Source organism: Tundrisphaera lichenicola (assembly GCF_051175385.1).
Classification (GTDB): Bacteria; Planctomycetota; Planctomycetia; order Isosphaerales; family Isosphaeraceae; genus Tundrisphaera; species Tundrisphaera lichenicola.
The window spans coordinates 6,013,328-6,027,290 of record NZ_CP195106.1 but is presented as its reverse complement, the minus strand read 5'-3'; the positions used below and the strand labels follow the sequence as shown (position 1 = coordinate 6,027,290).

Sequence of the window (13,963 nt, the reverse complement as noted above, 5' to 3'; positions counted from 1 at the left end):
TCGAGCGTAACCGGCCCCAGAACTGATGTCAACCAGAGCGGGAAGAATCGACGGAGCGTCCGAGCATAGCAATTGCTTTGGGGGCGTGAACCGAAGATAATGGAAACGATCAACCCCGATGTCTGAAGACGGATAAGGAGGTCGGGTCGCATGCCGAACCACCTGCGATGGTCCATCCCGGCCTTCTTGATGATCGCCTGGACAAACCCGGCGCCGGGACAGTCGTCCTACTCGACCTTCACCGGCTCCGCGAGCAACGCCGGCGCGTCGCATTCCATCAACTTCCATTCTGGATTCTCGACCGGCTTCGGCGGCTATGGTGGGAGTTCCTTCTCGCAGGGCGTCGTCGGGCAGGGCGGCGGAGGCGGGGGCGCGAACCAGATCAATTACAATCCCGGGATCGGTTTCGGATTCGGACCGTCCGGCTTCTTCGCCTATGCTCCCTCGTTGATCGTGGTCGGTCCGGGTGGAGTGCCTCCCGGCGTGCCAAACCTCCAGCAGCCCCAGTCAGTTCCCCAGAATTTCCCGGGATTCGCCCAGGGGCAGGGGAGGGGCGGACTCATGCTCCCGATGCCGCCTCGGGCCTTCATCGAAAATCCGGGGGCACGTCCTCGAAGACCAACCAACCCAGCCCGCGCCAAGGAGCAGGTGGAGATCGGCGATCGCTCATTTCGAGGAGGGAACATCAAGCGGGCCGAGGATCGCTTCCTCCAGGCGGTCAAGGCCGACCCTACTTCGCCGGTCCCTCAGATTCATCTCGCCCAGGTCGCGTTGGTCCGTGGCGATTACGAGAGTGCCGCGGCCCGGCTCCGCCTCGCCGTGACCGGATCGGAAGACCCGGGATGGTTGCTGCACGCGCCGGATATCCAGTCGATGTTCGGCGAACCCGGCGAGTTCGCCCGGCACATGGCCCGGCTCGAATCCCACTTGCAGGCCCATCCCGGCGATCGCGACGCCTGGTTCGTCCTGGGTGCCGAATCGTTCCTTTCGGGGCGGAGCCGGCAGGCATCGGACGTCTTCCAGCGTCTGACCGATCGCAAGCCCGACGAGGCCCTCGCCGCGTTCCTGGACGCCGCGACACCGCCCAGGCCCGTCGAGAACTGAGGCCCGGCGGACGCACTATGCCCGAGATCGCCCGCTATTACGCCGCAGCCTGCCAGACCGATCTCCCATGTCCGGCCGACCGTTCGGCCTTGCCCGAGCGCGTCGGCACGCTCCTGGGAATGGTCGATCGCGCCGTCGTCGGCTATGAACCGTTCTTCGATATTCGACTCCTGGTCTTTCCCGAGTTCGCTCACGCCGCACCGATCTACCCGACCGTCGAGGAACTTCGCGATCGCTTGGCGGTCCCGATCCCCAACGAGCAGACCGACCGCTACCATGCGAAGGCGAAGGAACGGGGCGTCTACATCCAGACCGGGACGTTCCTCGAACTCGACCCGAAATGGCCGGGCGTGGTCTTCAACACGACCTGCCTGATCGGCCCCGACGGCCTCCTGAGCCGCTACCGGAAGGTCAATCCGTGGCTCCCCTGGGAGGTCCACGCCAGCCCTCACGACCTCGAAGGATACGACGAGCCGATGTTCCCGGTCGTCGAGACCGAGATCGGTCGGCTTGGCGCGGCGATCTGCTACGACTGGCTCTTTCCCGAGTCGACTCGCGCACTGGCCCTGGGCGGGGCCGAGGTCCTGATCCGGGTCTCGGCCTACATGGACCCCTGGGGTGCCACGCCGCCGATGGACTGGTGGACCTTGTTCAACCGCGCCCGAGCGGTCGAGAACTTCGCGTTCGTCGTGGCGTCGAATCAAGGGGCCTCGGCCTCGAACTATCCGCCGTTCTCCTGGCCGGGGGGGAGCATGGTCGTCGACTTCGACGGCCGGATCCTGGCCCAGGCCGATCCCGGGCCAGGAGAGAAGATCGTGGTCGCCCCGATCGACCTGGGCGCCCTCCGGGCCGAACGTCGACGCCGATCGGGGCACGACTTCCTCGAGCATCTCAGGATCGAGGCGAACCGGGGTCGGTTCGCCGACCACTCCTCGCCACGAGCCTCGAAAAGCGAATAAGATAGAGCCGACAGGTCCGCCCCTCTGGTACCGAACATCCAAGGACACCGTCGATGAGGTCACTTCCACAGAGGGGATTCGCCCTGGCACTGCTCCTCCTCATCCTCTCTTCTTGCGAGAGGCCGGAAGCGACCATCGACTGGTCGAGACGCGACGAGATCCCGCCCGAGCACCTCACCGCCGTCGTCGAGGCCCATTACCGAGGCTTGGGCGCGATGGAGCGTTACGAGTATCCCCAGGCCGCCGAGGCCTTTCGCGAGGTCCACAAGAAGGCTCCCGGTTGGATCGCCGGATCGATCAACCTGGCCATCGCCCTGCTGAACCAAGGAGGCGAGGCCGACGCGAAGGCCAAGGCGGCGGGGCAGGGGGAACTCGGTGGGGCTCCTTTACTGAACATCGACGAGGCCAAGCGGCTCCTCGACGAGGTCATCGCCCGACAGCCCGCTAATCCCCACGCCCTCTTCTCGCGCGGGATTATCCTCTCCTATAAGGGGGATCTCGAAAAGGCCCACGGCGACTTCCTCAAGGTCGTCGAGATCGACCCTGGCGACGCCAACGCCTGGCTCGAAGTGGGGACCACCCTCACCGAGTCCGAAGGGCAGGGGGTCCGCCCCGGGTCGAAGCTCCTCCCGAAGGCGATCGAGGCATATTCCAGGGCCCTGGAGCTGAATCCCGGCCTGACCACCGCGATGTACAAGCTCTCGCAGGTCAAGGGCTACGCCGGGGAGAAACCCGAGCAACGGAAACTCCTCGACCGTTTCCAGAAGATGGACCCCAAGAAGAATCCCTCCGGTTCGGGAGACATCACCGGCCTGGTCTACGGCGAGATGGGCCACTATGCAACGGTGATCGACCCGTTCCCCAGGACGAGCGAACCCAAGGCGGGCAGTCCTGGCCCCAAGTTCGATCCCCCCTCGGCCATCGACCTGAAGCTTCAGGACGGGGACCGCTGGGTGACCTCGGCCGACTTCATCGGGCCGCTGGCCGTGATCGGCCGGGCCCGGGCACGGTTCGGACAAGGGGTCGCGGCCTTCGACGCCGACGGCGATGGCAAGCTCGACCTCTATCTGACGGCCGCGATCCTCGGACCCAAGGGGGTTCGCGACGCCCTCCTGCTGAATCGAGGAGACGGGAAATTCGAGGAGGCCAGCCGGTCGGCCGGGCTCCCGGAGGGCCGAGCGGGCCTTGGCGTCGCGGCGGGCGACTTCGATGCCGACCGGAGAGTCGACCTCTACCTCACCGGCGTGGGAGACAACCGCCTCCTCCGTAACCTCGGTGGAAAGTTCGAGGACGTGACCCAGGCCGCTGGATTGAAGGAAGAGACTCCCGCCCTCAGCCTCTCGGCCCGGTGGCTCGACCTCGATCAGGACGGCGACCTCGACCTCTACGTCCTGAATTACGCCCCGGCCGCGGAGGCCGATCGATGCTTCTCGGAGAGTCCTCCGTCGGCAGGGTTGCCGAACTCGGTTTACCGGAATGATGGGAAGGCGGCCAAGATCGGCGTCCGTCCCGCCGACAACTGGGTTCCCCTCGCCGTGGCAACTCCCGACCTGGCGGCCACAGAGGGGCTTTCGATTGTCTTCTCGCGGGCCTTCTCGGGCCAGGAAGTCCTCCAGGCCGGCCAGGGGGCTCATACCGCGCTCGCCGCGCTCGACATCGACGAGGACCGCGACATCGACCTGGTCCTTGCCGCCGACGGAACTCCCCCGACGGTCCTCCTCAACGATCGAGGTGGCAACTACCATTCGGAATCGATGGCTGAACTGAAGCCGGACGGGACGATCTCCGGCCTTCTCGTCACCGAGATCAACAATGATGGTCGGCCCGACCTCGTCGCAACCAGTTCGGGTGGCCGGGTCTCGGCGTGGGTGAACCAGACGACTCGACCTTCGGGAGCCTTGAAGCTGGCCTGGGAAGCGAGCCCGATCGATGCGATGCATTTGCGATCGGCCCAGTCGGTCGACCTCGATCTGGATGGCTGGGCCGACCTCGTCGGACTCCCTTTACCGAAGGCATCCCTCTCGCTCCCCTGGTCGAGGAATGCCGGAACTCGCTTCGAGACCCAACTTCTTCCGCTGTTTTCCGACGCGGGCCGAATCGCTCTCATTCAAGGTTTCGCGATAGCCGACTTCGTTGGCGACGCCTTACCCGACTTCGTCGTGGTACGAGACGGGCTCCCGCCGCAGATCGCGCGGAACCTGGGAAACGGCCAGCACTGGTTGGCACTCGACCTGGCCGGTCGCTGGAAGACCAGCTTCGACCACATGCGGACAAACTCCGAAGGACTGGGCGCGAGGCTCTCGCTCGAAGGAGAAGGGCTCCACGTCCCGTACGACCACACGACCCCTTCGGCCGGCCTCGGCCAGTCGGTCGCCCCTGTCGTCCTGGGTCTGGGCTCGAAGACCTCGGCACCGCTCCTCCGGATTCGCTGGCCCGATGGTGTCATGCAGTGCGAGTTGAACGTGACCGCCGACAAGACCTTGGAACTGGTCGAGTACTCGCGAAAAACCGGCAGTTGTCCGGTACTTTTCACGTGGAACGGAACCCGGTTCGAATGCCTGGGAGACTTCCTGGGCGGGGGAGGGCTCGGCTACCTGGTCGCCCCCGGAGTCTACGGCCAGCCCGACCGAGACGAGTCGGTCGGGATCGCTCCCGATCAGCTAGTCCCGGTCGATGGCATCTATCGCCTGAGCGTGGTCGAGCCCATGGACGAGGTCGCGTATCTCGACAAGTTGACCCTCGACGTAATCGACCGCCCGCCCGGGGTTGCCTCCACCCCCGACGAGCGATTCGCCCCCGAAGGACCGAGGCCGACCGGCGAGACCTTTGCCTGGACCCGGACCGTCGAGCCGGTGCAAGCCCTCGACCACGAAGGGCGAGATGTGACCGGCCTGATTCGCTCGTGGGATCGCCGGACGGTGGACCAGTTCCGGCGGCTCCGGGGCTGGATTGGCTATACCGAGGATCACTCGCTGATCCTCGACTTCGGCGATCGACTCGCCTCGATCCCCGAAAGTCAGAAGCTCGTCCTCTGCCTGGCGGGCTGGGTGGAGTATCCCTACTCGCAGACCAACTACGCCGCGAGCACTGCCGGCGTTCCCCTCCGCCCGCCCGTCCTCGAACGTCGGCGATCGGATGGAAGCTGGGAAGTGATCGACCCCCATCCCGGCTATCCCGCCGGGCTCCCCCGGATGATGACGCTGGACCTGACCGGGAAGCTGTCCGGCCCGAATTGCTTCCTCCGGCTCACGACCAACATGGAATGCTACTGGGACCAGGCGTTCCTCGCTGTCCCCGGCCCCGAAGATCGGGTCCGCATCTCCTCCCTGTCTGTGAGCCGCGCCGGGCTCCGCGACCGGGGTTATCTCCGCGAGGTCTCGCCCGACGGCCGACTTCCCTTGCTCTATGAGTATGAGTACATCGACCCCGCCCCGCTCGCCAGGATGGAAGGGGTCCTGACCCGCCACGGCGACGTCACCCCTCTCCTGACGACCGACGATGACCAGCTCTGTACCGTCGGTCCCGGTGATGAGGTCCGTCTCGAATTCGAGGCGAAGGGCCTGCCGGATCTACCCGAAGGGTGGACCCGGAGCTTCGTCCTCCGATCCGTCGGCTACTGCAAGGACGCCGACCCCTTCACCGCGGGCAGCGACTCGGTTGGGCCTCTCCCGTGGAAGGGCATGCCCGACTTTCCCTTTGCAGAACCCCTCAGTCGCCCGGTTGATCCGGACTACGCGGCTTACCTTCGCGACTATCAGACTCGCCCGGCCGGTAGTCATTGAGGAGATCCTCAGGAGGAGAGGGTTCGACGTGGACGAGGACATCGCGGATCGGGACGAGCTGCCCGATCACGCGATCCTTGACCGCGTGGGCGATCGCGTGCCCGTCCCGGACCGAGTGGTCGGGATCGACCTCGACGTGGATATCGACGAGATACTCGATCCCGACCTTGCGGACCCGGAGCGTCTCGACGCCCTGGACTCCCTCGACCGAGAGCGCCTCGACCCGGACGGCGTCGACGAGTTCGGTGTCGGCCTGGCGATCCATCAGATCCTGGACGTTCCCCCAGAGCAGGGTAGTTCCGATCCAGAGGACGCCCGAGGCGACGACGACGGCGGCGGCGTGATCGGCCCAGTGCCAGGAGGGCCCGCCCCATCGGGCGGCGGCGACCCCGGCCACCACGGCGATGCTCCCCAGGGCATCGAGCCGGTAATCCCAGGCCGCGGCCAGGAGCGCGGCCGACCCGGTCTCGCGGGCGATCCGACGGGTCTGTCGATACAGGGCCTCCTGGACAAGCGAGCCTCCCAGCGCGATCGCCAGGGTGTAGGCGGCCGGCAGGACCCGGTCCTGGCCGAGGGTCATGATCGCCTCGCGGGCGATTCCCAGGGCCAGGACGATCAGCAGGAGGGCGACTCCCGAGCCGGCCACGGCCTCGAACCGGGCGTGGCCATAGGGGTGTTCGCGATCGGGAGGACGCTGGGCGACGAGTAAGGCACCGAGCAGGGCGGCCGAGAGGGCGGCGTCGACCAGGGAATGCGCGGCGTCGGAGACCAGGGCCAAGGAGTGGCCGAAGAGGCCGCCCATGAGTTTGACGAGGCCCAGGCCCAGGCTCACCGCGATTCCCCAGGTGGCCCCGGCTCGCGCCTGTCGGTAAAGGTCGGTGCTGCTCAAGTCGGCGATCCTCGATCGGTCGATACTTCGAATACAATTATCAGAGGTAGGCCCAAGACGACCTGTTAGACATTCAGCGATTCTCGTTCCATCGTACCGCTCGAGTTCTTGACCCGACTTCAACCCTTGGGCTTGTCGGGGTCGAGCTTCGGTGGCGGTGCGTTGGCCATCTCCTCCCAGCGGGGAATCTGGGCCCGGAGCGATTCTCGGACGGCCGCCGGGAGCTTCTTGTCCTTATGAGGAGTCTGCTCGTCGAAATCCAGGGCTTGCTTCGCCTCCCGGACGGCGTCGGGGTACATCCCGATGTCGGCGCTGGCGAGGGCCAGCTCGGCTCGGATCATGGCGCTGGTGGGGTAGATCCGGGCGGCCCATCGACAGGATCTCGCGATCGCGGCCTTCAGATCGAGCAGCTCGACGACCTTGGCGTCGGCGGGCAGGTCTCTCAGGATGGCCCGGGCATAAGCCGCCTGCCGACGCCGGAGTGCCAGGTTGTTCGGGTTCCGCCCGGCGGTCGAGTCGAGGGACTTATCCATCGAGATCAGGACCTTCGTCCAGTGCGGCTCCTTGCGCTTGACGACCTCGGGAGACCTCCAGAACTGGTATTCGAGATCGGCCAGTGCGATCCAGGGCTTGACGGCGTAGCGGTCGGACGAGATCGCCTCGGCATATGCGGCCCGGGCCTTATCGAAGGCGGGGGGCTGCATCGTCATGTACGCGTTGCCCAGTTCCAGCGCCGCGTCCGACTTCCAACCCGGCAGGACAGCCCCGTAGAACGTCCCCGCCAGCGCCGCCCAGACCACCGCGAGCAAGGCCGCCGGCAGGATCCCGCCGACCACCCGGAGCCGGCTACAGTTTCGGTCGTCGCGGAGATTCAGGCCGATCGCCTGCAAGGCCCAGAGCATCATGGACACCGCCGGAATCCCGATCCCGCCCGCGGCCAGGAGGTTGATCGACACCGCCAGGACCGCCAGTCCCAATCCCGCGGCCGGGATCGGGCGACGCCTCCAGAGCTTGACACCCAGCACGACGCCCAGGAACCAGCTGATGCCCAGGATCAGCCACCGGGCCAGGAGGTCGGCCTGGCTCATCGGGTCGAGCTTTCCCAGGACCCAGACGGCGATCCAGCCGAGCCCGGCCACGACGATCAGCCAGCCCGATCGGGAAGGGGGGGCTCCCTGGATCCTCGCCGAGATCGGGGTCAATCCCAGGTTGCTATCCGAAGGACTGACCGGATCGATCCGGGGAGGTCCCAGCGTCTCGCGGAGCCCGATCGCCAGCGAGGCGAGCAAGGCGAGCATCGCCCAGATTCCGGAAGCGGCCCAGACCTCCAGGACCATGTTGTGGGGATCCTGGACCTCCTCGCTCGCCTCGGGGAGTTTGTGGCGAAGATAGGGGCCTCCGAAGTTCGCCGGGCCGAGCCCCGACCAGAAGGTCCGGCTCGAATGGGCCAATTCTGGCTCGTCGGTACCCAGGTTCATCGGGCCCAGGCCGGTCGAGACATAGGGCGAAGGCGCGTCGGTGATCACGCCCCAGGCCCCGACCCAGTATTCCCACCGATAGCGGAGCGACAAGGTCGACTGGGTGAGGATCTGCTTGTCGAGCTGACGGGTCGAGACTCCCACGACCACCAAGGCCCCGACGAGAAGCGCCAGACCGATCCCCGAGATCGCCAGGATCCGGGGCGGGACCCCTCGGCGAGCCCTCCAGGCCAGGATCAGGAGAGCGACGAAAAGCCCGATGTAGGCGCTCCGGCTCTTGGTCAAGATCAGGCAGACCAGCATCAAGAGGCCGGGCACCGCGGCCAGTCCCAGCGCCACCAGTCGAGAGCCCCGTCCCTCTCGCTTGAGATTTTCCAGGGCCACCGCGAAGGCCAGGACCAACGGCCCGACCAGGAACCCGGCCAGCGAGTTCGCTAGCGCGAACGTCGCGAAGACTTCATTGGAGTAGAGCAGGCGTTGCTTCATGGCCTCGGCCGCCGGTGTCCCGGGGGCGTACCCCATCCGGAGCAGGACCCCTTCGGGATTCGCGTTGTACATCCGACGGAGCTGGCCGAACTCGACGGAAACCTGATACATCCCGTACGCCGAGACCGCCACCGCTGTTGCCACCAGCGCCCCGGCCAGGACGGCCGATTCGGCCCGGGTCCTCGGTAGGTTCCTCGCCAGGAAATACATCAGGGCCAGGCCGCCCCATTCCCAGGCCATCGTGATCGCCGGGCGTCGGTCGGGAGCATGCGAGGCGCTCAGGCCAACCAGGAACATCAGGGTCAGGACCGCCCCGTCGGCCCAGGACCATCGGAGTCGGGTCGTCCCCGAGATCAGCATCGAGGCGATCGCGAGCGCGGCCGTCCCCAGGTAGGCGAGGACGAAGACCAGGCCCGAGCCGGTCTCCGCGTCCTCGCTCGGGAAATAGGCACGGGCAACCAGGAGCATCGCGGTCAGGCCGAGCGCGACCCTTCGGAGCCGCTCGCCCATCCAGGCGAAGGTGTCCTCGCCGGACGACTCAGCGGAATACGCCGGTGGCCGGGCCGTCGAGGGCCGATGTTCGGTCCTCGGGGCTGGCTTCGATCGTGGGTCTCGGGTCGACATCGCGACGCTCCGGCCGGTTCGAGTTCATTTCCAGCAGGGCCACCACGCCGAGGAGGCAAATGGTCTGCGCGACCACCAGGCCAGCCCCCAGCAGGTCGAGCTGGGGGAGGAGTAGGGCACCGAGCCCGCCGGCGAGGGTGACCAGATAAATCGTCCGGACCGCCATCGGCGGCGTCAAGCCGCGCTCGACCAGGCGATGCGAAAAGTGGCAGCGATCGGCCTCGAACGGGCTTCGCCCCTCGCGGATCCGGATCAGGATGACCGACGTGGTGTCGTAGAGCGGGACCGCCATCACCAGCAAGGGAGCCAGGACGCCCAGGGGCGAATACCCCTTCTCGGGCCGGGTGAACGTCCCGACCACCGTCAGGGCCCCGAGCAGGAACCCCAGGAAGTTACTCCCCGCGTCCCCCATGAACAGCCGGGCCGGATAGCGGTTGTGGACCAGGAAGCCGGCGAGCGCCCCCACCAGGACCAGCAGGACCGCCGGGACGAAGCGCCCCTCGACCTCCACCTGGGCCGCCGCGAACAGCGAGGCCGCAATCAGGCCGACCCCGGCGGCCAGCCCGTCCATGTTATCGAGGAAGTTGAAGGAGTTGGTCAGCCCGACAATCCAGAGGACCGTGACCGCCCCCGAGATGATGGGTGAATCCAGCGAACCGAACAGCGTCACGCGGACCCCGGACGCGACCAGTGTCGCGGATAGCATGATCTGGACGCCCAGTCGCAGCTTCCAGCCCAGGCCGAAGCGGTCGTCGGCCAGTCCCATCGCCATGATCGCCGTGGCGAGGCCCAGGATGAGCGTCAGCTGGCCGCTTCGGGCCCAGGCTCCCCCGGCGTGCCGGGCGAACACCGGCGGGAGCCAGGCCAGGCCCGGCCCGAGGGCCAGGGCCCCCGCGCCGAGGATCGAGGCGACCGTCAGCCAGATCGCGACTCCCCCGGCCATCGGCGTCGGGGCACGGTGCGCCTTCCGGCCGCCGGGCCGGTCCACCAGCCCGAATCGAGGCGCGATGACCCGAGCCACCGAGCAGAGCAGGGCACTCAATCCGAATGAGGCCACCACCAGGACGAGGGCCACGACGGGAAGTGTCACGGCCGATCCTCGGAGGGCCCGCCCGTCCCGTCCGTCGCCCGGGCGACCGCCTTGCGATTCACCAGGACAAGCGAGCAGCAGGCCATCATCAGCGAGACCACCATGGCCGAGACGCCGAGGACCACGGCCCACTCCACCGCCCGATCGGGGGGCCAGTCCGGTCTGGCCCCCCCTTTCAGGATCGCCCAGATCCCGATCGGTCCGGTCGTGGTGAAAATCGTCATCGCCGCGAGCAGGGCGAATGGTGTCCGGGGGAGTCGCCGACTCATTGGCCCCTCGCGGCCGCTCGGGCGATCCGACGTTCGGTCGCGATCGTTTCCAGGCCCTTCCGGGTCGTCTCCAGCTCGGCGAGGATCGCCTCTTCGGCCGTGGCGGCCGAGACCGCGTGCGCGGTCGGGTCGGTCCGCCACTTCACCTCGACGGTCCCTTCTTTCAGCCCGCGCTCGCTGATAACCACCCGGAGCGGGATGCCGATCAGGTCGGCGTCCTTGAACTTCACCCCGGGACGCTGGTCGCGGTCGTCGACCAGCACGTCATAGCCGGCCTCCTCCAGCTTCCTTTCCAGCGTCTCGGTCGCCTCGATCACGGCGGGGTTGGTGATCTGGAGCGGTGCGATCAGGACGTGATAAGGTGCCAGTGCGAGCGGCCAGACGATCCCGTTATCGTCATGCCCGGCCTCGACGGCCGCCGCGACGATCCGGTTCACGCCGATCCCGTAGCAGCCCATGATGACCGGGACCTCTTGCCCCTTGTCGTCCAGGAAGTTCGCGCCCATGGCTTTCGAGTACTTGGTCCCGAGCTTGAAGACGTGGCCGACTTCGATCCCCTGATTGACCTCCATCGAGGCGCCGCAACGGGGGCAGGGGTCAGCTTCGGCGGCATCCCTGAGGTCGAGGACCTTCTCCAGCGGGAAATCGCGGCCGGGGATGACGCCGGTCAGGTGGACGTCGCGCTTGTTCCCGCCGACGACCACCTTGGGCATTGCGGCCACGGATCGATCCACGGCCAGCGGGATCTTCAGGTCGATCGGCCCGAGGAATCCCATCGGGGCGCCGGTGACTCTTTCGATCGTGGCGGGGTCGGCCGGGGCGATCGAGGTCGCCGAGAAGGCCCGGCGGACCTTGGCCTCGTTGGCCTCGTGGTCGCCCCGGATCAGCGCGGCGACGGGCCTCTCATCGGCCAGGAAGACCAGGAGCTTGGCGGTCTGGGATTCGTCGGTCTTGAGGAAGTCGCAGACCTCCGCGATCGTCCGACGGTTGGGCGTCTCGACGGAGACCGGGGCGGGGGCGGCGAGGTCGGGCTCGGGGATCGCGGGGCCTTCGCCGATCTCGGCCCGCTCCTTGTTGGCGGCGTAGTCGCATTTCGGGCACTGGATGATGGTGTCCTCCCCGGTCGAGGAGGGGACCATGAACTCGTGCGAGCTATCGCCGCCGATCGGCCCACTCTCCGCCTCGACCACGGCGTAGGGGATGCCGCAGCGGTCGAAGATCCGGCAGTAGGCCTCGTACATCGCGTCATAGCTGTCGTTGAGCTGCTCGACATTCGCGTCGAAGCTATAGGCGTCCTTCATCAGGAATTCGCGGGTCCGCAAGATCCCGAAGCGGGGGCGGGGCTCGTCGCGGAACTTGGTCTGGATCTGGTAGAGCGTGACCGGCAGCTGCTTGTAAGAGCGGACGAGGTCGCGGACGAGGTCGGTAACGACTTCCTCGTGCGTCGGCCCGAGCGCGAATTGCTGGTCGTTGCTGGTCTTCAGCTGCATCAGGAGATCGCCGAACGTCTCGTATCGGCCCGACTCCTTCCAGAGCTCGATCGGCTGGAGGGCGGGCATCAGGAGTTCGAGAGCCCCGGCTGCGTCCATCTCCTCGCGGATCAATCGGACGACCTTCGAGAGGACCCGGAAGCCGATCGGCAGATAGGTATAGGCTCCGGCACCCAGCTGGCGGACCATCCCCGCGCGGAGGAGGAGCTGATGGCTGGGGGCCACCGCGTCCGCGGGGGTTTCCTTGAGTGTCGGGATCAGTGCTTTCGACCAGCGCACGATCGGCTCCTGCCGCGAGAAGGGGAGGGGGTCATCGCCGGGCGGGCCGTCGGGCGAGAATCGGCGGAGGACCCCCGGGGAATCGGGATAGTCTATCAGATCGGGCGGGGAGATCGCAGGCCCAACCTCGGGATTCGGACCGACCGATCCAGCCCCGAGAAACCCGACGTCCCGCGCGTCGATTACTCTGGTCACGGGACGACCTCGAGCCTCCCGGAACCGAGATTTTGGCCTCATTTCGGGCGAGGGGGTGACGACCTAAACACTAAGTGACGGTCGGCCTCCGCCGGACTGGCCGAGCGGTAGGCAGGTCGTGGCCTCCGGGCCGCAGGGAGGTGAGAGGTGTCTTCGAACGAATCCCATCGCGAGCGACGGAACGCCCGCCGCCGACGCCGTCCCGAGAAGGTCGCCGTCGAGGGGCTGGAAACCCGCCAGCTCCTGACCTATTCCGCCTTCGGCTATTCGCTGCCCGACCTCACGGTCAGCGGGTACGCCGCCCGAGCGGCCACCTGGGGCGGGCAGTTGAACATCAACGTTGACGTCGAGAACCTCGGCGCCAGCTCGCTGATCGAGCCGACCCACCTGGCTCCCGGAGCAACCAGCACCGCCGACGCCCCGGCGACGACGGTCGACGTCTTCGCCTCGACCCAGCCCAAGGGCAACAGGGGGCTCGTCAAGGTCGGAACCATCGCGGTCCCCCCGGTTCAGCAGAACAGCGATTACGAGACGACGGCCACCATTAACTTGCCGGATCGCCCGGCGGGTTTCCCCGGCGATGGCGGCGTGATCTATCTGAGACTGGTCGTCAACAACGCCCGGGCGATCAACGAGTCCGACACGACCAATAACACCTTCCGGGTCCCCACCAAGATCAGGATCGCCGAGGCCTTGCCCAACCTCCGGGTGGTCGGCTTCGACGTCCCGACGACCCTGGTCCCGGGCCAGGTCATCTCGCCGACGATCCGGGTCGCCAACTACGGGCCGGGTAATCCGAGCCTCCAGGGGCCGGTCACGGTCCAGCTCGTCGCCTCCCTGAACAACACCTTCGGGCCGGGCGATGTCGTGGTCGGCAGTTACGTGATCAACAGCCTCCCGGGGATCTCGGCGGTCCCCACCAAGGGCTCGATCCGGAACAACGCCAATGTCATCCCCACGGCGAACGAGATCACCACGACCCTCCCGCCGTTGACGCTGCCGACAACGCCGGACAAGTACTTCCTCGGGATCATCATCGATCCGAATGGGGACATCAAGCAGACCCGAGCCCCGAGCTCGAAGCTCCAGGCTCCGGTGAAGGTCGGCCCGAACGACGGTTCGCTGCCCTCGGGCGGTCTCCTGGTGACCACCAACGGTCAGGTCCCGGTCTTCCCGGCTCCGCCATCGACGATCCTCAACCCGGTCACGGGCACGACGATCGTCCCTCCGATTGTAAACGTCGGAAACCTGTCGAGCGTGGCGTTCGCGAATGCCGCGAAGAAGAAGGCCGCCAGGAAGGGCTGATCGAACTTCGCCG

Annotated in this window: 9 protein-coding genes; 4 read left to right on the top strand and 5 right to left on the bottom strand. The window is 66.9% G+C overall.

The features are described from left to right. Positions 1-150: 150 nt before the first annotated feature. The 3 genes from P12x_RS23680 to P12x_RS23670 are packed head-to-tail and all read left to right on the top strand — an operon-like array spanning position 151 to position 5,845. Positions 151-1,104, top strand: a complete 954-nt coding sequence (locus P12x_RS23680; RefSeq protein WP_435007441.1) for a tetratricopeptide repeat protein — start codon at positions 151-153, stop codon at positions 1,102-1,104. A gap of 17 nt (positions 1,105-1,121) precedes the next feature. Next, the gene (locus tag P12x_RS23675; protein WP_435007440.1) at positions 1,122-2,063 is read left to right on the top strand and encodes a nitrilase-related carbon-nitrogen hydrolase; all 942 of its coding nucleotides are present in this window, start codon (positions 1,122-1,124) and stop codon (positions 2,061-2,063) included. Positions 2,064-2,116: 53 nt separating this feature from the next. Next, positions 2,117-5,845 (top strand): FG-GAP-like repeat-containing protein, encoded by a 3,729-nt coding sequence (locus P12x_RS23670; RefSeq protein ID WP_435007438.1) that lies wholly within the window; start codon positions 2,117-2,119, stop codon positions 5,843-5,845. Here the strand turns inward: P12x_RS23670 and P12x_RS23665 are convergent. The 5 genes from P12x_RS23665 to P12x_RS23645 form a co-directional block, all read right to left on the bottom strand. Then, positions 5,772-6,734 (bottom strand): cation diffusion facilitator family transporter, encoded by a 963-nt coding sequence (locus P12x_RS23665; RefSeq protein WP_435007436.1) that lies wholly within the window; start codon positions 6,732-6,734, stop codon positions 5,772-5,774. The two genes, P12x_RS23670 and P12x_RS23665, sit on opposite strands and share 74 nt — an antisense overlap. Before the next feature lie 119 nt (positions 6,735-6,853). Continuing rightward, positions 6,854-9,322, bottom strand: coding sequence for an O-antigen ligase family protein (locus P12x_RS23660; RefSeq protein WP_435007434.1), 2,469 nt, complete (start codon positions 9,320-9,322; stop codon positions 6,854-6,856). After that, complete coding sequence (locus P12x_RS23655) at positions 9,237-10,412, bottom strand: MraY family glycosyltransferase (RefSeq protein ID WP_435007432.1); 1,176 nt, start codon at positions 10,410-10,412, stop codon at positions 9,237-9,239. The genes P12x_RS23660 and P12x_RS23655 overlap by 86 nt, the downstream gene beginning before the upstream one ends. Then, positions 10,409-10,681 carry a hypothetical protein gene (locus tag P12x_RS23650; protein ID WP_435007431.1) on the bottom strand — a complete coding sequence of 91 codons (273 nt, stop codon included), beginning with the start codon at positions 10,679-10,681 and terminating at the stop codon, positions 10,409-10,411. The genes P12x_RS23655 and P12x_RS23650 overlap by 4 nt, the downstream gene beginning before the upstream one ends. Further along, complete coding sequence (locus P12x_RS23645; protein ID WP_435011718.1) at positions 10,678-12,450, bottom strand: proline--tRNA ligase; 1,773 nt, start codon at positions 12,448-12,450, stop codon at positions 10,678-10,680. Before P12x_RS23645 ends, P12x_RS23650 begins: the two co-directional genes overlap by 4 nt. Before the next feature lie 342 nt (positions 12,451-12,792). Here P12x_RS23645 and P12x_RS23640 point away from each other — a divergent pair, with 342 nt between their 5' ends. Continuing rightward, on the top strand, positions 12,793-13,950 hold the full coding sequence (locus P12x_RS23640) for a hypothetical protein (RefSeq protein ID WP_435007429.1): 1,158 nt from the start codon (positions 12,793-12,795) through the stop codon (positions 13,948-13,950). Positions 13,951-13,963: the final 13 nt, after the last annotated feature.

What these genes read in the sequence shown, in the direction of transcription:
- P12x_RS23680 (WP_435007441.1), top strand. Translation starts at nt 151, where the DNA reads ATGCCGAACCACCTGCGATGGTCCATCCCGGCCTTCTTGATGATCGCC.
- P12x_RS23675 (WP_435007440.1), top strand. Translation starts at nt 1,122, where the DNA reads ATGCCCGAGATCGCCCGCTATTACGCCGCAGCCTGCCAGACCGATCTC.
- P12x_RS23670 (WP_435007438.1), top strand. Translation starts at nt 2,117, where the DNA reads ATGAGGTCACTTCCACAGAGGGGATTCGCCCTGGCACTGCTCCTCCTC.
- P12x_RS23660 (WP_435007434.1), bottom strand. Translation starts at nt 9,322, where the DNA reads ATGTCGACCCGAGACCCACGATCGAAGCCAGCCCCGAGGACCGAACAT.
- P12x_RS23650 (WP_435007431.1), bottom strand. Translation starts at nt 10,681, where the DNA reads ATGAGTCGGCGACTCCCCCGGACACCATTCGCCCTGCTCGCGGCGATG.